Origin of the sequence: Pseudomonas fortuita, from assembly GCF_026898135.2 — a bacterium.
Classification (GTDB): Bacteria; Pseudomonadota; Gammaproteobacteria; order Pseudomonadales; family Pseudomonadaceae; genus Aquipseudomonas; species Aquipseudomonas fortuita.
Genome location: NZ_CP114035.2, coordinates 765,733 through 783,749 on the forward strand (window position 1 = coordinate 765,733; position 18,017 = coordinate 783,749).

At 61.5% G+C, this 18,017-nt stretch carries 19 protein-coding genes; 12 read left to right on the plus strand and 7 right to left on the minus strand.

Annotated elements, in window-relative coordinates:
• The first annotated feature begins 107 nt into the window (after positions 1-107).
• Positions 108-1,775 (plus strand): energy-dependent translational throttle protein EttA, encoded by a 1,668-nt coding sequence (gene ettA / locus OZ911_RS03520; protein WP_016484819.1) that lies wholly within the window; start codon positions 108-110, stop codon positions 1,773-1,775.
• A gap of 221 nt (positions 1,776-1,996) precedes the next feature.
• Positions 1,997-3,337, plus strand: coding sequence for an NADP-specific glutamate dehydrogenase (gene gdhA / locus OZ911_RS03525; RefSeq protein ID WP_016484820.1), 1,341 nt, complete (start codon positions 1,997-1,999; stop codon positions 3,335-3,337).
• Positions 3,338-3,370: 33 nt separating this feature from the next.
• Here the strand turns inward: gdhA and OZ911_RS03530 are convergent, their stop codons facing one another.
• The 4 genes from OZ911_RS03530 to OZ911_RS03545 all read right to left on the minus strand — a co-directional run bounded on the left by OZ911_RS03530 (position 3,371) and on the right by OZ911_RS03545 (position 6,797).
• On the minus strand, positions 3,371-3,868 hold the full coding sequence (locus OZ911_RS03530; protein ID WP_016484821.1) for a GreA/GreB family elongation factor: 498 nt from the start codon (positions 3,866-3,868) through the stop codon (positions 3,371-3,373).
• 68 nt (positions 3,869-3,936) lie between these two features.
• Complete coding sequence (locus OZ911_RS03535; RefSeq protein ID WP_016484822.1) at positions 3,937-4,293, minus strand: hypothetical protein; 357 nt, start codon at positions 4,291-4,293, stop codon at positions 3,937-3,939.
• Positions 4,294-4,384: 91 nt separating this feature from the next.
• Positions 4,385-6,238 carry an Lnb N-terminal periplasmic domain-containing protein gene (locus OZ911_RS03540; protein ID WP_016484823.1) on the minus strand — a complete coding sequence of 618 codons (1,854 nt, stop codon included), beginning with the start codon at positions 6,236-6,238 and terminating at the stop codon, positions 4,385-4,387.
• Positions 6,239-6,308: 70 nt separating this feature from the next.
• Entirely contained in the window at positions 6,309-6,797 is a 489-nt protein-coding gene (locus OZ911_RS03545; protein ID WP_016484824.1) for a DUF3015 domain-containing protein, read from the minus strand.
• Positions 6,798-7,047: 250 nt separating this feature from the next.
• Between OZ911_RS03545 and OZ911_RS03550 the strand changes: the two genes are divergently transcribed.
• The 5 genes from OZ911_RS03550 to bamJ all read left to right on the plus strand — a co-directional run bounded on the left by OZ911_RS03550 (position 7,048) and on the right by bamJ (position 11,808).
• Entirely contained in the window at positions 7,048-9,486 is a 2,439-nt protein-coding gene (locus tag OZ911_RS03550) for a Lon protease family protein (RefSeq protein ID WP_016484825.1), read from the plus strand.
• Positions 9,487-9,647: 161 nt separating this feature from the next.
• Positions 9,648-9,986 (plus strand): PA4575 family protein, encoded by a 339-nt coding sequence (locus OZ911_RS03555; RefSeq protein ID WP_016484826.1) that lies wholly within the window; start codon positions 9,648-9,650, stop codon positions 9,984-9,986.
• Positions 9,987-10,182: 196 nt separating this feature from the next.
• Positions 10,183-10,671, plus strand: coding sequence for a TIGR00645 family protein (locus tag OZ911_RS03560; RefSeq protein WP_003247486.1), 489 nt, complete (start codon positions 10,183-10,185; stop codon positions 10,669-10,671).
• 128 nt (positions 10,672-10,799) lie between these two features.
• Positions 10,800-11,105 carry a DUF6482 family protein gene (locus OZ911_RS03565; RefSeq protein ID WP_016484827.1) on the plus strand — a complete coding sequence of 102 codons (306 nt, stop codon included), beginning with the start codon at positions 10,800-10,802 and terminating at the stop codon, positions 11,103-11,105.
• An 85-nt stretch (positions 11,106-11,190) separates the two neighbouring features.
• Entirely contained in the window at positions 11,191-11,808 is a 618-nt protein-coding gene (gene bamJ, locus OZ911_RS03570) for a BamJ family beta-barrel-assembly machinery protein (protein ID WP_016484828.1), read from the plus strand.
• 136 nt (positions 11,809-11,944) lie between these two features.
• Here bamJ and OZ911_RS03575 read toward each other — a convergent pair whose 3' ends face one another.
• From OZ911_RS03575 to OZ911_RS03585, 3 genes are all read right to left on the minus strand, one after another.
• Positions 11,945-12,190, minus strand: a complete 246-nt coding sequence (locus OZ911_RS03575; protein ID WP_016484829.1) for a PA4570 family protein — start codon at positions 12,188-12,190, stop codon at positions 11,945-11,947.
• Positions 12,191-12,274: 84 nt separating this feature from the next.
• On the minus strand, positions 12,275-12,616 hold the full coding sequence (locus OZ911_RS03580; RefSeq protein WP_016484830.1) for a zinc ribbon domain-containing protein YjdM: 342 nt from the start codon (positions 12,614-12,616) through the stop codon (positions 12,275-12,277).
• 167 nt (positions 12,617-12,783) lie between these two features.
• On the minus strand, positions 12,784-13,752 hold the full coding sequence (locus tag OZ911_RS03585; RefSeq protein ID WP_023048269.1) for a polyprenyl synthetase family protein: 969 nt from the start codon (positions 13,750-13,752) through the stop codon (positions 12,784-12,786).
• A 244-nt stretch (positions 13,753-13,996) separates the two neighbouring features.
• Between OZ911_RS03585 and rplU the strand changes: the two genes are divergently transcribed.
• From rplU to OZ911_RS03610, 5 genes are all read left to right on the plus strand, one after another.
• A complete protein-coding gene (gene rplU / locus OZ911_RS03590; RefSeq protein WP_003247466.1) occupies positions 13,997-14,311 on the plus strand; it encodes a 50S ribosomal protein L21 in 315 nt (104 codons plus the stop codon).
• A gap of 38 nt (positions 14,312-14,349) precedes the next feature.
• The gene (gene rpmA / locus OZ911_RS03595; protein ID WP_003247464.1) at positions 14,350-14,607 is read left to right on the plus strand and encodes a 50S ribosomal protein L27; all 258 of its coding nucleotides are present in this window, start codon (positions 14,350-14,352) and stop codon (positions 14,605-14,607) included.
• 188 nt (positions 14,608-14,795) lie between these two features.
• A complete protein-coding gene (gene cgtA, locus OZ911_RS03600; RefSeq protein WP_016484832.1) occupies positions 14,796-16,022 on the plus strand; it encodes an Obg family GTPase CgtA in 1,227 nt (408 codons plus the stop codon).
• Between the two features lie 85 nt (positions 16,023-16,107).
• Positions 16,108-17,226, plus strand: a complete 1,119-nt coding sequence (gene proB, locus OZ911_RS03605; protein WP_016484833.1) for a glutamate 5-kinase — start codon at positions 16,108-16,110, stop codon at positions 17,224-17,226.
• Positions 17,223-17,684: a CreA family protein gene (locus tag OZ911_RS03610; RefSeq protein ID WP_016484834.1), complete on the plus strand. Its 462-nt coding sequence runs from the start codon at positions 17,223-17,225 to the stop codon at positions 17,682-17,684. The genes proB and OZ911_RS03610 overlap by 4 nt, the downstream gene beginning before the upstream one ends.
• The last annotated feature ends 333 nt before the right edge of the window (positions 17,685-18,017 follow it).

Here is an 18,017-nt window from a genome sequence, read left to right on the forward strand (position 1 = left end):
CGTAGAATGGTCGTCTTTGTCCAATGACACCCGAACACGCATCCCCCTGGCCATGCTGCCTGGGCGATCGTCGATGTCTTTACCTATCTGAATTAGAGGGCTTGGTTTTGGCTCAATACGTCTACACCATGCATCGGCTGAGCAAGGTCGTGCCGCCGAAGCGGGAAATTCTCAAGAACATTTCCCTGTCGTTCTTCCCAGGCGCCAAGATTGGCGTGCTCGGCTTGAACGGCGCCGGTAAATCGACCCTGCTGCGGATCATGGCGGGCGTCGACAAGGAATTCGACGGCGAAGCCCGTCCGATGCCCGACATCAACGTTGGCTACCTGCCGCAGGAGCCACAACTGGACCCGACCAAGACCGTGCGCGAAGTGGTCGAGGAAGCGGTCAGCGTGATCAAGGACGCCCAGGCCCGTCTGGACGAGGTCTACGCCGCTTACGCCGACCCGGATGCCGACTTCGACAAGCTGGCCGCCGAGCAGGCCAAGCTGGAAGCCATCCTGCAGGCCGCTGACGGCCACAACCTGGAGCGCCAGCTGGACGTGGCCGCCGACGCCCTGCGCCTGCCGGCCTGGGACGCAAAAATCGAACACCTGTCCGGTGGTGAAAAGCGCCGTGTGGCCCTGTGCCGCCTGCTGCTGTCGGCCCCCGACATGCTGCTGCTCGACGAACCGACCAACCACCTGGATGCCGATTCGGTGGCGTGGCTTGAGCGCTTCCTGCACGACTTCCCGGGCACCGTGGTAGCCATTACCCACGACCGTTACTTCCTCGACAACGTTGCTGGCTGGATCCTGGAACTGGACCGCGGCGCCGGCATTCCGTACGAAGGCAACTACTCGGGCTGGCTGGAAGCCAAGTCGGACCGCTTGGCGCAGGAATCCAAGCAGCAGAGCGCCCACGAAAAGGCCATGAAAGAGGAACTGGAGTGGGTGCGCAAAGGCGCCAAGGCTCGCCAGTCCAAATCCAAGGCCCGTCTGCAGCGCTTTGAAGAAATGCAGTCGCAGGAATTCCAGAAACGCAGCGAAACCAACGAGATCTACATCCCGGCTGGCCCGCGCCTGGGCGACAAGGTCATCGAGTTCAAGAACGTATCCAAAGGCTACGGCGACCGCGTGCTGATCGACAACCTGTCGTTCTCAATGCCAAAAGGCGCCATCGTCGGCGTGATCGGCGGTAACGGTGCTGGTAAGTCGACCCTGTTCCGCATGCTGATGGGCAAGGAGCAGCCGGACTCGGGCAGCATCGAGATCGGTGAAACCGTGCAACTGGCCTGCGTGGACCAGAGCCGCGAAGACCTGGACGGCGCCAAGACCGTGTTCCAGCAGATTTCCGACGGTTCCGACCAGATCCGCATCGGCAACTACGAGATCCCGTCGCGTACCTACGTTGGCCGCTTCAACTTCAAGGGTGGCGACCAGCAGAAGTTCGTCAAGGACCTGTCCGGTGGTGAGCGCGGTCGCCTGCACCTGGCCCTGACCCTGAAGGAGGGCGGTAACGTCCTGTTGCTCGACGAACCGTCCAACGACCTCGACGTCGAAACCCTGCGTTCGCTGGAAGAAGCCCTGCTGGACTTCCCGGGCGCCGCGATCGTGATTTCCCACGACCGTTGGTTCCTGGACCGTGTGGCTACCCACATCCTGGCGTACGAAGACGACTCGAACGTGGTGTTCTTCGAAGGCAACTACACCGAGTACGAAGCCGACCGCAAGAAGCGCCTGGGTGATGCTGCTGCCCAGCCGCACCGTGTACGGCACAAGAAACTGGCCCAGTAAGCCGGCGTTCTGATGCACAAGAATGGGGCCCTTCGGGGCCCCATTTTTGTGCCTGCCATACGCGGGTAAACAGCTTATGGGGCGGGTTCTTTGTATACACTTATATAAAACGCACCAAATAATTTCAAAAAAACGACATTTCGCCCTATTCCAGTGCGATTGCTTCTTGGTACATTCGAGAAAAAACCAATAAGTCTAATCCTCTTGGTGAGATGTCTACCATGATCGAATCTGTCGACAATTTCCTTGCACGCCTGCAGCAGCGTGACCCTGGCCAACCGGAATTCCACCAGGCGGTGGAAGAGGTGCTGCGCACCCTGTGGCCATTCCTTGAAGCCAACCCTCACTACCTGCAATCGGGCATTCTCGAGCGTATGGTTGAGCCTGAGCGCGCGGTGCTGTTCCGCGTTTCCTGGGTCGATGACCAGGGCAAGGTGCAGGTCAACCGCGGCTACCGCATCCAGATGAGCAGCGCCATCGGTCCTTACAAGGGCGGCCTGCGCTTCCACCCGTCGGTGAATCTCAGCGTGCTGAAGTTCCTGGCCTTCGAGCAAGTGTTCAAGAACTCCCTCACCTCGCTGCCCATGGGCGGCGGCAAGGGTGGCTCGGACTTCGACCCTAAAGGCAAGAGCGACGCCGAAGTGATGCGCTTCTGCCAGGCGTTCATGAGCGAGCTGTACCGCCACATTGGCGCTGACTGCGACGTGCCGGCCGGTGACATTGGCGTGGGTGCCCGCGAAATCGGCTTCATGTTTGGCCAGTACAAACGCTTGGCCAACCAGTTCACCTCGGTGTTGACCGGTAAAGGCATGACGTACGGCGGCAGCCTCATCCGCCCGGAAGCCACCGGCTACGGCTGCGTGTATTTCGCCGAAGAAATGCTCAAGCGCCAAGGCAAGCGTATCGACGGCCGCCGCGTGGCAGTTTCCGGTTCGGGCAACGTGGCCCAGTATGCGGCGCGCAAAGTGATGGACCTGGGCGGCAAGGTGATCTCGCTGTCCGACTCCGAAGGCACGCTGTACGCCGAAGCCGGCCTGACCGATGCCCAGTGGGACGCGTTGATGGAACTGAAGAACGTCAAGCGTGGCCGCATCAGCGAGCTGGCCGGGCAGTTCGGCCTTGAGTTCCGCAAGGGCCAGACCCCGTGGAGCCTGCAGTGCGACATCGCGTTGCCGTGCGCCACGCAGAACGAGCTGGGCGCCGAAGACGCCCGCACCCTGCTGCGCAATGGCTGCATCTGTGTGGCCGAAGGTGCCAACATGCCGACCACCCTCGAAGCTGTGGATATCTTCCTGGACGCCGGCATCCTCTATGCCCCGGGTAAAGCCTCCAACGCCGGCGGCGTGGCCGTGTCGGGCCTGGAGATGTCGCAGAACGCCATGCGCCTGCTGTGGACTGCCGGTGAAGTGGACAGCAAGCTGCACAACATCATGCAGTCGATTCACCATGCTTGCGTGCACTACGGTGAAGAGGCGGATGGCCGTATCAACTACGTCAAAGGTGCGAATATCGCAGGCTTTGTGAAAGTGGCTGATGCGATGCTGGCCCAAGGCGTAGTCTGACCTGAAGTTTTTTGGGGCCGCATAGCGGCCCCTTCAGGGCTCACCTTCGATCTCGACCACTTCAATCACCTGATCCCCCGCCGGCCGCCGCCAAACCACCTCATCCCCAGGCCGCGCGCCCAGCAACGCCCGTCCCAGCGGCGAACCCCAGTTGATCAGCCCCCGCCCAGCATCCGCTTCATCCTCGCCTACCAGCTGCACCACCTGCTCCTGGTCCTGCGCATCGACAAACCGTACGCGGCTACCAATCTGCACCTTGCTGCGTGAAGTGGCTGCCGGCACCACCTGGGCACTCTGCACCCGTGCACTGAAGTAACGCAGGTCCCGCTCGGTATCGGCCAGCCGCTGCTTGTCGCCACGCTCGCCCTGCGCCTGCAGTTCGCTGCGCAAGGCATTCAGCCCGGCCACGCGCGTTTGCAGCAGGTGCAGGCCGTTGGCGGTGACGTAGTTGGGTTGTTCGCTGACGCGTCGCTCCACCGGCTGGTCGGCCTGGGCGGCAGCTTGGTCTTCGTTGACGAATGCTCGGCTCATGCGGGGCCTCCTGTGTGCAGGAGACCATCATGGCAGGCCGTCGGTTTCAAGGGATGTCCGTTTGCGACTCAGTTGTGGCGATAAGCCTTGGCAGCGCCTCGGTCCTTTTCCTGCTCCCACTCGCGGTCGCGCTGGTCCCAGAAGCGTTCGTGGTACGCGCGCTGTTCTTCACTGTTCTGCATGGCATGGCACTGACGGAAACCGTCGTCCCAACCGGTTTCGTACTGGCGCTCGTGCAGGTAGCGCGGCACGTTTTTGCTGAAGCCGCCCACCATCAGCCCGGCCGCCTGGCGGCCGCTGCTGCAACCGTCCTGAAAGCCATCGGCATAGGCAGGGGGATAACCATGGGTGAGCATCTGCTCGTGGGTGGTTTCGCAACCTGACAGCAACAACGCAATGCACACGCCGAACCAGTACCGCGACATGACCACAAAACCCTCCAGTTGATGGTGGAAAGTCTAGGTGGCCATTTGTCGAGGAGCTGTCAAAACAGTGTCAAAGAGTCGATTGGATCACTCAGTAGTGGTACCACTTCAATTCGAGCATGACTTCGTTCTGCGCAGTAGCGAGGTGGCTGAACTCTCTCGAAGCACTCAACCTCAACCCCAGGTTCTGGCTGATTTCCCACTGCTGGTTCAGGCTCACTTTGCGCCGCACCTCGCCATTGGTGAAGTAATCACCCTTGGCCTCCAGCGTCATGTTGCCCAAGCCGTTGCGCCACAGCAGGCCGCCATTGAACCCTGCCGCCGGAGCGATGAACTGGGCGAAGTCGTTGTGATGCTCGACCCGCACCGTACCCAGAGCAAAACCCAGCAACCCGTCGGCCAATTGCCAGGTGCCGCCGGCGCCGCCGTTCACGTGGCTGACCAACACCTCGTCATCATGTTTGCCTGGCACCCGCTCCAGGCCGCCGGCCACTTGCCACGACCAGGGTTTGAGCAGTTCGTTGCGGGGCGTCAGCGAGCGAATGGTGGCCAGGTCCAGGCGCTGCACCTGCCAGTCATTACCCTCGTACTGGCGTACCTTCAGCTGCAGGATCTCGATTTGCGCACCCAGCGGGAAGCCATAGGCATTGTCGTTCAGGTCGTGGTAGGCCATGCGCAGGCCGTACTCGGCGTAAGCGCGGTCTTCACGGGTGCCTACGCCCAGCTGCCAGGTGCGAGAGTCATGGCCATCCTCGGGCAGGCCGGGGCGCTCGATCTGCAAGGGCGGCGGCGGGTTGCTGTTGATCGCGCGCAGCAGTTCGAAGCTGCGCTTCGCTTGGCCGGGGTCGCGCTCCTGGCCGTTGGCCCGGTAGCGCTCCAGGCGATATGCGGCGTCCTGCACCAACGCCTGGCGTTCACGGGGCAGGGCCTTGAATTCGGGGCTCTGCAACTGTGCGGTATTGGCACTCACGGCCAGCACCTGATGCTTTTCATTGTGATCAAGCGGCTCCGCCCGGGCGAGCAACTCACGTTCGCGAGAGGGGCGGTAAACCTCGCTGGCGACCAGGCCGGACTGCTTCACGGCCTTCACCGTATCGGTGGGGATGGCGGTCAGCGGGAACTGCGAGGTCAGGTCCAGGCTCGGCCGAGCCACTTGCAGCAGCTCCAGTAACCGATACGAGCAGTTTTCGTCGAAGAAGAAATAGTCGAACTGGATCTGCTTCAACTCCCACACATGCTCGACCATGCGCCCGGTTTCTTCGGGGGTGAGGTCCAGCTGGTATTCCCACAGGTCGCGGTTTTCGAGGCTGCGGTATTCGGACAGTTTTTCCTGGTAGGGCATCAGGGCGAACAGCCCCGGGTAGCCGCCCATCAGGCCCTTCCAGGCGTACAGGATGCTGTTGTCGCTGCCTTCGATGTAGGCGCCGAAGTTGATTGCGTAGCTCAGCAGCGTGGTGTCGTCGTTGCGGGTGCTGGACTGGTCGATGCGCAGCAGGGTGTGGCCGAACATCGACGACGGGCTGTTCAGGTAGGCCGCCGGGAAGATCAGCGCGGCGCTGTGCGGGTCGATCGACTGGTACCAGGTCTTGAATTCCTGGCAGTCCGGCTGCGGCAACCCTGGCAGGTCGAGCTGTTCGCGCAGCCAGCGGGTGCGCGCGGGGAACACGCACTGCGCGTGCTTGTCGCCTAGGCTGGCCGGGGCATACAGCGCATCGACCGTAGCCTTGAGTTCTTGATCCGGGTGGTGCGCACCGTCTGCGGCGAGGAAGAACGCATCGTCGTCCACATAGCTACGCCAGCCGCCGAGCTTGGCGGTTTCGTAGTGACCAATGGCGAGCCAGTAAGGGGTATTGGCCAGTTGCTGGAGACGGCCTTGATCCAGCACGGGCGCGGCATGAACAGGGGCGCAGGCACACAGCGCCAGGGAAGCGAGGCGTTTGAGCATATCGGGCAACTACTTCTTCACGATGCCGAAAAGGCGAAACCCGCCCCCGTGGGGGCGGGAACAGCAGTGCTTAGGCCTCGGTAGCGTATTTGGCCAGGCGTGGGTCGCTCTTCAGAACCGCCAGGGTGTTGCTGTGGACAGTTTCGGCAGTGACATCGGCGCTGCTGAAGATCTGGTTGAAGTGCTGGTGGGTAACCGAGTTGAAGTAGACGCGGTCTTCCGGGGCCACGCCGAGCACTACGGCATAGGTGGTCAGCGCTTCGCCCTGGCCCATGGCCATGTCTTCGGACAGCTCGTTCATCATGCCGTTCATGGCAAACCAGGACTTGCCGCCGTAGGTCAGCGAAGCCTTGGTGGAGCAGCCGTTGGTACCGGAGGTCATGCCGAAGGTGGCGTTACCGGAGGTGCCGTTGGTAGTAGAAGCAAGGAAGTGTGCCGGCGTGCCACGCTGGCCTTCGAACAGCATGTTGCCCCAGCCGCAGTTCGGGCCGCCTGGCGCTTCTGCCATGGCGTTCAGCGAGACCACGGTGAACAGAGTACCCAGAAGAATCCGTTTCATAGCATTTGTTCTCTTTGTCTTAACCAAGGGTCAGGGTTTCTGGCAACTCGGTTGCCAGGTCGGGAAAGCTTTTCACCCACCCGCGCAGCTTGGAGTTTAGGCACGATCTAAAGGTTGCGTTGTTGATTGCGAAAAATTTGCTGCTACATGACCTGCACCGGCTGCGACATAAAGTCCTGTGGAGCCTTGCAAGGCGCGCGCGGGCAGCGCCAGAATGCTGCTCATCTGCCCGCCGAAGTAAGGAAACCCAATGCCCGATCCTGTCGCTGCGCGCCTGCGTCTCGCGCCTGAAGCCCTGACCCGGCGTTTCTCCCCCGAGCAGTTTGCTTTTACCCACACCGACGATCTGGAGCCGTTTCGCGGAGTCCTGGGCCAGGAACGTGCTGTCGAGGCCCTGCAGTTCGGCGTGGCCATGCCGCGCCCCGGTTACAACGTGTATGTGATGGGCGAGCCCGGCACCGGGCGCTTCTCGTTCGTCAAGCGCTACCTCAAGGCTGAGGGCAAGCGCCAGCAGACCCCGGCCGACTGGGTTTACGTCAACCACTTCGACGACACTCGGGAACCACGCGCGCTGGAGTTGCCGTCTGGAAGCGCCGCCGAGTTCATCAGCGATATGGGCGGTTTGATCGACAACCTGCTGTCGACCTTCCCGGCCGTGTTCGAGCACCCGTCGTATCAGCAGAAAAAAGGTGCCATCGACCGTGCCTTCAACCAGCGCTATGACCGCGCCCTGGATGTGATCGAGCGGGCCTCGCTGGAAAAGGACGTTGCGTTGTACCGCGATGCCAGCAACGTCGCCTTTACGCCGATGGCCGATGGCAAGGCGCTGGACGAAGCCGAGTTCGCCCAGTTGCCCGAAGCGGTGCGCGAGCAGTTTCACGAAGACATTGCCTTGCTGGAGGAACAGCTGAACGAAGAGCTGGCCAGCCTGCCGCAATGGAAGCGTGAGTCGAACAACCAGCTGCGCCAGCTCAACGAAGAAACCATCACCCTCGCGTTGCAGCCTTTGCTGGCGCCGCTGTCAGAAAAGTACGCCGAGAACGCAGCGGTGTGCGCCTACCTGCAGTCGGTGCAGCTGAACCTGCTGCGCACCGTGGTCGAGCAACTGGTCGACGACAGCAAGACCGACGCCGCCGCACGCAAGCTGCTTGAAGAGCAGTACGCCCCAAGCCTGGTGGTCGGCCACCATGCCGCCGGCGGCGCGCCGGTCGTGTTCGAGCCGCACCCGACTTACGACAACCTGTTCGGCCGTATCGAATACAGCACCGACCAGGGCGCGCTGTACACTTCGTACCGGCAGCTGCGCCCAGGCGCGTTGCACCGGGCCAACGGCGGCTTCCTGATTCTTGAAGCGGAGAAGATGCTGGGCGAGCCGTTCGTGTGGGATGCGCTCAAGCGTGCCCTGCAGTCGCGCAAGCTGAAGATGGAATCCCCGATCGGCGAGCTGGGCCGTGTTGCCACCGTCAGCCTTCAGCCGCAGATGATTCCGCTCAACGTGAAGCTGGTGATTATCGGCTCCCGCCAGCTGTACTACGCACTGCAGGACCACGACCCGGACTTCCAGGAGATGTTCCGCGTGCTGGTGGACTTCGACGAAGACATGCCCATGGTCGACGAAAACCTGGAGCAGTTCGCCCAGCTGTTGCGCACCCGCACCAACGAGGAGGGCATGGCGCCGCTGACCAGTGACGCGGTCGCACGCCTGGCCACCTACAGCGCCCGCCTGGCAGAGAACCAGTCACGCCTGTCGGCGCGCATCGGCGACCTGTTCCAGCTGGTCAGCGAAGCCGACTTCATCCGTCAGCTGGCCAGTGACGAAATGACCGACGCCGGGCACATCGAACGTGCGCTCAAAGCCAAGGCCACCCGCACCGGGCGCGTTTCGCAACGGGTGCTGGACGACATGCTGGCCGGCATCATCCTGATCGACACCGAGGGTGCGGCCATTGGCAAGTGCAACGGCCTGACCGTGCTGGAAGTGGGCGACTCGGCGTTCGGTATGCCGGCGCGTATTTCTGCCACTGTGTACCCGGGCGGCAGCGGCATCGTCGACATCGAACGTGAGGTCAACCTTGGCCAGCCGATCCACTCCAAGGGTGTGATGATCCTCACCGGTTACCTGGGCAGCCGGTATGCCCAGGAGTTCCCGCTGGCGATTTCCGCGAGCATTGCCCTGGAGCAGTCCTACGGTTATGTAGACGGTGACAGCGCCTCGCTGGGCGAAGCCTGCACGCTGATTTCAGCCTTGTCGCGCACGCCGCTCAAGCAGTGCTTCGCCATCACCGGTTCTATCAACCAGTTTGGTGAAGTGCAGGCGGTGGGTGGGGTCAACGAGAAGATCGAAGGTTTCTTCCGCCTGTGCGAGGCTCGTGGCCTGACCGGCGAGCAGGGGGTGATCATTCCGCGTGCCAACGTGGCCACGCTGATGCTTGACGAGCGCGTGCTGCAGGCCGTGGAGAATGGCATGTTCCACGTCTACGCAGTCAGCCAGGCTGATGAGGCGCTGAGCCTGCTGGTGGGCGAGGAGGCCGGGGTGCTCGATGAGCAAGGCCAGTTTGCCGAGGGCAGCGTCAATGCCCGCGTGGTGGAACGCCTGCGGGAAATTGCCGAAATGATCAGCGAGGAAGACATCGAGAAGGCAGAAAAGGAACGCCTCGAAGAGGTAATTGCACAGGCCAAGCCGGCCTGAGTCAATAAATCGGCGCTGGCGGCGATGTGCTACCGTTCAGCGCCGGTTTTCCATCTTTCGATACGGTTATTCTATGCTGGAACTTAAGGACAGTATCAGCGTTCAGGATGGAAACAGCCTGGTGGTCAGGCTGAACAAGGCTTATTGGAGGGGACGCGGCCATGCGCAACCTCAGCCTCACACGCCAGTGCCTGGGCCTGGTGACCCGCATCGAATGCAGCATCCGCCCACTGGCCGGTGACAACGGCATGTGGACGTTACTGTTCGCCGCCGGCATGGCCGGTGAGCAACCTTCCGCGATCAAGGCTCAAGGGCCGTTTCATGGGCCGTTGGTGGCCGAATCGGTGCTCAACGCCATTGTCGACAGCCTGACCTTGCATGGCTACCAGGTATCCGAAGACCCGCAGATCTGGTGTTTGCACCTGCAGGCCCAGTTGCGGCGGATCAATGGCGAGCGGTGCCGAAATCTGGGGGATTATCAGTTTCATCCTGAGACCTGATTGATGCCGGGGGGCCGCTTTGCGCCCATTCGCAGCACAAGGCTGCTCCTACAGGAGATCGCGGTCGCTTGTAGGAGCAGCCTTGTGCTGCGAATGGGCGGCAAAGCAGCCCGCATTCACCGGGCTTTTGCTGTAACAGGTGGCTGGCTATACTCGCTGTCGTTTTTTTAGTCACCTGACGAGTCCAAAACCCTCCATGGAACGTATTCTCGAAAACGCGATGTATGCCTCGCGTTGGCTGCTCGCACCGATCTACTTCGGCCTGTCACTCGGCCTGCTGGCCCTGGCGCTGAAATTCTTCCAGGAAGTGGTCCACGTCCTGCCCAACGTATTCGCCCTGAGCGAAGCTGACCTGATCCTGGTGATCCTGTCGCTGATCGATATGTCGCTGGTGGGTGGCCTGCTGGTGATGGTGATGATTTCCGGCTACGAAAACTTCGTCTCCCAACTGGACATCGACGAGAGCAAGGAAAAGCTCAACTGGCTGGGCAAGATGGATTCTTCGTCACTGAAGATGAAGGTTGCTGCGTCGATCGTGGCGATTTCTTCCATTCACCTGCTGCGGGTGTTCATGGATGCGCAGAACATTTCCACCGACTACCTGATGTGGTACGTGATCATCCACATGACCTTTGTGGTTTCGGCATTCTGCATGGGCTACCTGGACAAGCTGACCAAGCACTGAGTCCGGTTGCTGCATGCACCGCCCGTCTGTTGCAAAACGGACGGGCGGTGTCGTTTCTGGCTTGTGCTTTCAGCCCGCCTGTACAAAAAATGAGCGCTCATGCCTGGTTCTCATCGCGAGGTGCTTACATGAACCTGCATCAGCTTAATCTCGAGGCCAGGGCTGGCCATGTCGACGAAGTGAACCTGATCGCCATCGAAGGCGGCGATTATCTCATTGAAGCCCGGCTCAAAGGGCACGCCCATCCCCTGTCTGACACCCGTGGCGAGCGCTTGCGCGTGCACTCGGTGGAAGATGCCCGCAAGCTGCTGCAAACCATTCCCCTGGTCTCGATGAACCTGGTGCACTGGTCGGTGCAGGACGAAATGTGCGGCATGGGTTCACACCCGGAAGAAGACCTCAAGGTGCCGATTTCCCAGCGTTCGGCGTGGTAGCTGCTCGCAGCTGCCCAGTGTGCTAGGCTGCTCGCCCTTTTCATCAAGGGCGCGGCTGCACTGCGCCCTGCAGTGGAGCACGACAATGTCCGAACTCAATCTGTCTACCGACGAAACGCGCGTCAGCTACGGTATCGGCCGTCAGCTGGGCGGCCAGCTGCGCGACAACCCGCCACCAGGTGTAAGCCTGGAAGCCATCTTGGCCGGCCTGACCGACGCCTTCAATGGCGCCGACAGCCGTGTCAGCGAAGCCGACCTGTCGGCCAGCTTCAAAGTGATCCGCGACATCATGCAAGCCGAAGCGGCTGCCAAGGCTGAAGCCGCAGCTGGCGCTGGCAAGGAATTCCTGGCTGAAAACGCCAAGCGTGATGGCATCACCACGCTGGCCTCTGGCCTGCAGTTTGAAGTCCTGACCGCAGGCGAAGGCGCCAAGCCGACCCGCGAAGACAACGTGCGTACGCACTACCACGGCACCCTGATCGACGGTACCGTGTTCGACAGCTCCTACGAGCGTGGCCAGCCGGCTGAATTCCCGGTGGGTGGCGTGATTGCTGGCTGGACCGAAGCCCTGCAGCTGATGAACGCTGGCAGCAAATGGCGCCTGTACGTGCCAAGCGAGCTGGCCTACGGCGCCCAAGGCGTTGGCAGCATCCCGCCGCACAGCGTGCTGGTGTTCGACGTCGAGCTGCTCGACGTTCTGTAACACCGCTGGGGCCGCGTTGCGGCCCATTCGCGGCACAAGGCCGCTCCTACAGGGGTATGCATGTCCATGGGAAAATGCGTACCCCTGTAGGAGCGGCCTTGTGCCGCGAACGAGGGCGAAGCCCTCGCCAGATCTGTCAGTTCCAGTCTGTTCCCATCGGGCGCAATGCCCGCGCATAGCAGAACAGAAACAGGTTGCGCACCAGCTCCTTGAGCACCCCAGGTTCACTCGAATTCAGCCCGCTCATGTCCAGGTCGCCCTGGTCACGCAGTTCGTCGAGTGCTTCTTCTTCAAGCACCGCGCACACTTCGCCGGTTTCGCGGTGAAGAATGCGCAGGTAGGGGTGAGGGCGGTCAAGCCAGGCGTCAATCAGATAAGTCATGGCTATTCTCCTTGGATACCAGTTCCAATGAGAATAATTCTTATTATCAGAATAGCAAGCGCCTATTGGCCTTTTTTTGTGTAATCAGACTTTGCGAACGAACTCGGACTTCAGCTTCATGGCGCCGATGCCGTCGATCTTGCAGTCGATATCGTGGTCGCCGTCGCACAGGCGGATGTTCTTGACCTTTGTGCCAACCTTCACCACCAAAGATGAACCCTTGACCTTGAGGTCCTTGATCACGGTGACGGTGTCGCCGTCCTGCAAGATGTTGCCGACCGAGTCTTTCTTCACTGCCTCGTCGCTGGCCGCTTCGGCGTCGCCACTGGCTGACCACTCGTGAGCGCATTCAGGGCAGATCAGTTGAGTGCCATCCTCATAGGTGTACTCGGAATTGCATTTTGGGCAGGGTGGCAGAGTGCTCACTTCGGTTCCTCAAACAAACAGACGGGCGGTTAAAAACCCACATTGTAAAAGGTATTTTCCCAGAAGTGATTATGTCCGGACAAAACGCATCGCGGGCAAGCCCGCTCCCACAGGCGACGCAATCCTGTAGGAGCGGGCTTGCCCGCGAATGAAGACGACTCGGCCTGTCAGTGAGTGCGCGCGACCGCAAACTCGCTCAGCTCAACCAGGGCATCCCGGTATTCACTGGCTGGCAGCACTTCGAGGCAGGCAATGGCGCGCTTCACATAGTCGCGCGCCAGTTCGGCGGTGTACTGCAGTGCGCCCGACGCTTCGACCGCCACGCGAATCTGCTCCAGATCCTCAAGGCCACCTTTCTGGATCGCCTGGCGTACCAGCGCCGCCTGCTCGGCAGTGCCTTCGCGCATGGTGTAGATCAGCGGCAGGGTAGGCTTGCCCTCGGCCAGGTCGTCACCGACGTTCTTGCCCAGGGTTTGCGAGTCGCCCTTGTAGTCCAGCAGGTCGTCGACCAGCTGGAAGGCCACGCCCAGGTGGTCACCGAAGGTGCGCAGGGCTTCGCGCTGCTCGTCGGTGGCTTCGGCCAGCGCGGCGGCGCTGTGGGTCGAGGCTTCGAACAGCATCGCGGTCTTGCCGCGGATCACCTCCATGTAGATTTCCTCGGTGGTGCTGGCATCGCGTACCCGCGACAACTGCAGCACTTCACCTTCGGCAATCACACGGGTGGCCTTGGACAGGATCTGCATGACCGGCATCGAACCCAGTTCGACCATCATTTCGAACGAGCGCGAATAAAGGAAGTCGCCCACCAGCACGCTCGGCGCGTTGCCCCACAGGGCGTTGGCGGTGGAGCGGCCACGGCGCATGCCCGACATGTCGACCACGTCGTCGTGCAGCAGGGTGGCGGTGTGCAGGAATTCGATGGTGGCGGCCAGCAGACGCAGGTCGTCGCCTTCGCGGCCCAGGGCCTTGCCACACAGCAGTACCAGCAGGGGACGCAGGCGCTTGCCACCGGCGGACGTGATATAGTCGCCGATCTTCGATACCAGCGGCACGCGCGAGGTCAGCTGCTTCTTGATGATCTCGTCGACGGCGCTGAAATCATCAGCCACCGCACGGTAGAAGGTTTGGGGTTGCATCGGCTGCTCCAGTGAGGTTGCGCGGCATGCTAGGTCGCGGGTACCGGTGTGTCAAGGCGCGGTGCCAGCGGGCCGGGGGCGGCACTTGCAAGCAAAACCAGGGTTGCGTACAATCGCGCACCCTAACTTCCTGGGCAGCACCTGCCTTACGCAATTGCGCCGGGCCGTTCCAGCCTTGTGCAGCCATGCCAGCCAATACTCATCATATAAAGCGCTGGGTGAGCAGGATTATCGGAGAAATACCATGTCTTACGCAGTAATCGTTACCGGCGGCAAGCAGTACAAAGTCGCTGAAGGTGAATTCCTCAAGATCGAAAAACTGGAAGTCGCCACTGGCGAATCCGTGACTTTCGATCGCGTTCTGCTGGTCGCCAACGGTGAAGAAGTCACCATCGGTGCTCCAGTTGTTGCTGGCGCTAAAGTAGTGGCCGAAGTCGTTTCGCAAGGCCGCCACGACAAGGTTCGCATCATCAAGTTCCGTCGTCGTAAGCACCACATGAAGCGTATGGGCCACCGCCAGTGGTTCACCGAGATCAAAATCACCGGCATCCAGGCTTAATCCCCTAGATCCCCTGAATTTATTTGGAGAATTGAACCATGGCTCACAAGAAGGCTGGTGGTAGTACTCGTAACGGTCGCGACTCAGAATCTAAACGCCTTGGCGTGAAGATGTATGGCGGCCAGGTTATCAAGCCAGGCAACATCATCGTCCGTCAGCGCGGCACCGAATTCCACGCTGGCTACGGCGTTGGCATGGGCAAGGACCACACCTTGTTCGCCAAGATCGAAGGCGTGATCAAGTTCGAGAAGAAAGGCGAGTTCATGCGCCGTTACGTGAGCATCGTCGCCGCTTAATCGCGACGTCGCTCCAGAAGCCCCGTCATGCGACGGGGCTTTTTCGTTTGTGGTGAGCCTCTTGCAAAGCTGTTTGTCTGGGTTGCCGGCGTTGGTTTCTACGGTCGTACGGGGCCGCCGCGCTCATTTTTGCAAGAGCCTCATGTTTTTGAGTCATTCAACTCGTCTACCGACGAGAGGCGGTTTTAATGAAGTTTGTTGACGAAGTATCCATTCGGGTCAAGGCCGGTGACGGCGGCAACGGTTGCATGAGCTTCCGTCGCGAAAAATTCATCGAGAACGGTGGCCCTAACGGCGGTGACGGCGGTGACGGCGGCTCGGTGTACATGGTCGCCGACGAAAACCTGAACACCCTGGTCGACTATCGCTACACCCGTCACCACGAAGCCCAGCGCGGCTCCAATGGCGGCAGCACCGACTGCACCGGCAAGAAGGGTGAAGACCTGTTCCTGCGCGTGCCGGTCGGTACTACCGTGATTGATGCTTCCACCCAGGAAGTGATCGGTGACCTGGTCACCCCTGGCCAGAAGCTGATGGTCGCCCAGGGCGGCTGGCACGGCTTGGGCAACACCCGTTTCAAGTCCAGCACCAACCGTGCACCCCGCCAGACCACGCCAGGCAAGCCGGGTGACCAGCGCGACCTGAAGATGGAAATGAAAGTGCTGGCCGACGTTGGTCTGCTGGGCCTGCCGAACGCCGGCAAGAGTACCTTCATCCGCTCGGTATCGGCCGCCAAGCCGAAAGTGGCCGACTACCCGTTCACCACCCTGGTGCCAAACCTGGGCGTGGTCAGCGTCGACCGCTGGAAGAGCTTTGTCATTGCCGACATCCCCGGCCTGATCGAAGGCGCGTCCGAAGGTGCCGGCCTGGGTATCCGCTTCCTCAAGCACCTGGCGCGTACCCGTGTGCTGTTGCACCTGGTGGACATTGCGCCGCTGGACGAAAGCAGCCCGGCCGATGCTGCCGAAGTGATCGTCAACGAGCTGACCCGCTTCAGCCCGTCGCTGGCCGAGCGTGAGCGTTGGCTGGTACTGAACAAGTCGGACATGGTCATGGACGACGAGCGCGATGCGCGTGTTCAGGAGGTGATCGACCGCCTGGAGTGGGAAGGCCCGGTCTACGTGATCTCGGCTATCTCCAAGCAGGGTACCGACAAGCTCAGCCACGACCTGATGCGCTACCTCGAAGACCGCGCCGACCGCCTGGCCAACGACCCGGCTTACGCCGAAGAACTGGCCGACCTCGACCAGCGCATCGAAGACGAAGCCCGCGCCCAGCTGCAGGCCCTGGACGACGCGCGTACCTTGCGCCGTACTGGCGTCAAGAGCGTGCACGACATCGGCGACGATGACGGTTGGGATGATGATTTCGAGGACGACGAAGACGGTCCGGAAATCATTTACGTGCGCGACTGACCGGTTGCAGTACACTAAACGCCGCTCTCTGGAGCGGCGTTTTTGTATCCACGGTATCTACAGATTCGACATAGGTTGGAAGAAGATGCGAAGCAAGGTGACGGGCGCCAAGCGCTGGGTCGTGAAGATTGGCAGTGCTCTACTGACCGCCGATGGCAAAGGCCTCGACCGCGGCGCCATGGCCGTTTGGGTTGAGCAGATGGTCGCGCTGCGTGAGGCAGGTGTGGAGTTGGTACTGGTCTCATCCGGGGCCGTGGCTGCCGGCATGAGCCAGCTGGGCTGGACCACGCGACCGAGCGCGATGAACGAGCTGCAGGCGGCTGCCGCGCTTGGCCAGATGCGTTTGGTGCAGGCCTGGGAGTCGAGCTTCGGCGAGCATGGCAAGCACACCGCGCAAATCCTGCTGACCCATGACGACCTGTCCGACCGCAAGCGTTACCTGAACGCCCGCAGCACCTTGCGCACCCTGGTCGACCTGGGCGTGGTGCCGGTGATCAACGAGAACGACACCGTGGTCACCGACGAAATCCGCTTCGGCGACAATGACACCCTCGCGGCGCTGGTGGCCAACCTGGTCGAGGCCGACCTGCTGGTGATCCTCACCGACCGCGATGGCATGTTTGACGCCGACCCGCGCAACAACCCCGAAGCCCAGCTGATCTACGAAGCCCGTGCCGACGACCCGACGCTGGATGCCGTGGCCGGTGGTACCGGTGGTGCCCTGGGCCGTGGCGGCATGCAGACCAAGCTGCGCGCCGCGCGCCTGGCCGCCCGTTCCGGTGCCCACACCATCATCATCGGTGGCCGCATCGAACGCGTGCTGGACCGCCTCAAGGCAGGCGAGCGCCTGGGTACCTTGCTGTCGCCCGAGCGTGGCATGCTGGCCGCGCGCAAACAGTGGCTGGCCGGCCACCTGCAGACCCGTGGCACCCTGGTGCTGGATGCCGGTGCCGTGCAGGCACTGCGCCAGGCCAACAAGAGCCTGCTGCCGGTTGGCGTGAAGACCGTGCAGGGCAGCTTCCGCCGTGGCGAGATGGTGGTGTGTGTTGGCCCGGACGGTGTTGAAGTGGCACGCGGGCTGGCCAACTACAGCGCCCTGGAGGCGCAGAAGATCATTGGTCAGTCGTCCGATACCATCGAGTCCATCCTTGGCTATAGTGCGGAGCCCGAGTTGGTGCACCGCGACAATCTGGTGCTGGTATGAGCATGTTCAAGCGGGTGATTGGCGTGGCGGCACTGGTGCTGCCAATGCTGGCAGGGGCCGAAGAAGTCGGCCAGGTGTCCACTGTCTTCAAGTTCCTGGGGCCGAACGACCGCATCGTGGTCGAAGCGTTTGACGACCCCAAGGTCGAGGGCGTGACTTGCTACCTGTCCCGGGCCAAGACTGGCGGCATGAAGGGTGGCTTGGGGCTGGCGGAGGACCGTGCGGAGGCGTCGATTGCCTGCCGTCAGGTCGGGCCGATCAACTTCAAGGGGGAGTTGAAAGATGGCGAGGAAGTGTTCAAGGAACGCACCTCGCTGGTGTTCAAGACCATGCAGGTGGTGCGCTTTCTCGACAAGAAGCGCAACACGCTGGTGTACCTGGTGTACAGCGACCGCATGATCGAAGGCAGCCCGCAGAACGCGGTGACCGCAATTCCGATCCTGCCTTGGGCGCATTGATAGCCTGGTAGATTGCCGGGAGGCCTGCGGCCTCCATTCGCGGGGCAAGCCCGCTCCCACAGGTACTGCACAAGGTTCAAGCTCTGTGCAGTACCTGTGGGAGCGGGCTTGCCCCGCGAATGGGTCGCAAAGCGGCCCCAATACCCCGATGTCAGGCTAGTTCCTCGGCCTGATCCTCACGCACAACCGCCTTCACCTCATCCAGCCGGCTGATGAACTTCCAGTCCGCCTCGTAAGTGATTTAAGGCAGGCAGCAGAACGCGGTGACCGCAATTCCGATCCTGCCTTGGGCGCATTGATAGCCTGGTAGATTGTGGGAGGCCTGCGGCCTCG

Coding starts and splice junctions, on each gene's coding strand:
- gdhA (WP_016484820.1), top strand. CDS start 1,997: ATGATCGAATCTGTCGACAATTTCCTTGCACGCCTGCAGCAGCGTGAC.
- OZ911_RS03530 (WP_016484821.1), bottom strand. CDS start 3,868: ATGAGCCGAGCATTCGTCAACGAAGACCAAGCTGCCGCCCAGGCCGAC.
- OZ911_RS03535 (WP_016484822.1), bottom strand. CDS start 4,293: ATGTCGCGGTACTGGTTCGGCGTGTGCATTGCGTTGTTGCTGTCAGGT.
- OZ911_RS03540 (WP_016484823.1), bottom strand. CDS start 6,238: ATGCTCAAACGCCTCGCTTCCCTGGCGCTGTGTGCCTGCGCCCCTGTT.
- OZ911_RS03545 (WP_016484824.1), bottom strand. CDS start 6,797: ATGAAACGGATTCTTCTGGGTACTCTGTTCACCGTGGTCTCGCTGAAC.
- OZ911_RS03550 (WP_016484825.1), top strand. CDS start 7,048: ATGCCCGATCCTGTCGCTGCGCGCCTGCGTCTCGCGCCTGAAGCCCTG.
- OZ911_RS03555 (WP_016484826.1), top strand. CDS start 9,648: ATGCGCAACCTCAGCCTCACACGCCAGTGCCTGGGCCTGGTGACCCGC.
- OZ911_RS03560 (WP_003247486.1), top strand. CDS start 10,183: ATGGAACGTATTCTCGAAAACGCGATGTATGCCTCGCGTTGGCTGCTC.
- OZ911_RS03565 (WP_016484827.1), top strand. CDS start 10,800: ATGAACCTGCATCAGCTTAATCTCGAGGCCAGGGCTGGCCATGTCGAC.
- bamJ (WP_016484828.1), top strand. CDS start 11,191: ATGTCCGAACTCAATCTGTCTACCGACGAAACGCGCGTCAGCTACGGT.
- OZ911_RS03575 (WP_016484829.1), bottom strand. CDS start 12,190: ATGACTTATCTGATTGACGCCTGGCTTGACCGCCCTCACCCCTACCTG.
- OZ911_RS03585 (WP_023048269.1), bottom strand. CDS start 13,752: ATGCAACCCCAAACCTTCTACCGTGCGGTGGCTGATGATTTCAGCGCC.
- rplU (WP_003247466.1), top strand. CDS start 13,997: ATGTCTTACGCAGTAATCGTTACCGGCGGCAAGCAGTACAAAGTCGCT.
- rpmA (WP_003247464.1), top strand. CDS start 14,350: ATGGCTCACAAGAAGGCTGGTGGTAGTACTCGTAACGGTCGCGACTCA.
- cgtA (WP_016484832.1), top strand. CDS start 14,796: ATGAAGTTTGTTGACGAAGTATCCATTCGGGTCAAGGCCGGTGACGGC.
- proB (WP_016484833.1), top strand. CDS start 16,108: ATGCGAAGCAAGGTGACGGGCGCCAAGCGCTGGGTCGTGAAGATTGGC.
- OZ911_RS03610 (WP_016484834.1), top strand. CDS start 17,223: ATGAGCATGTTCAAGCGGGTGATTGGCGTGGCGGCACTGGTGCTGCCA.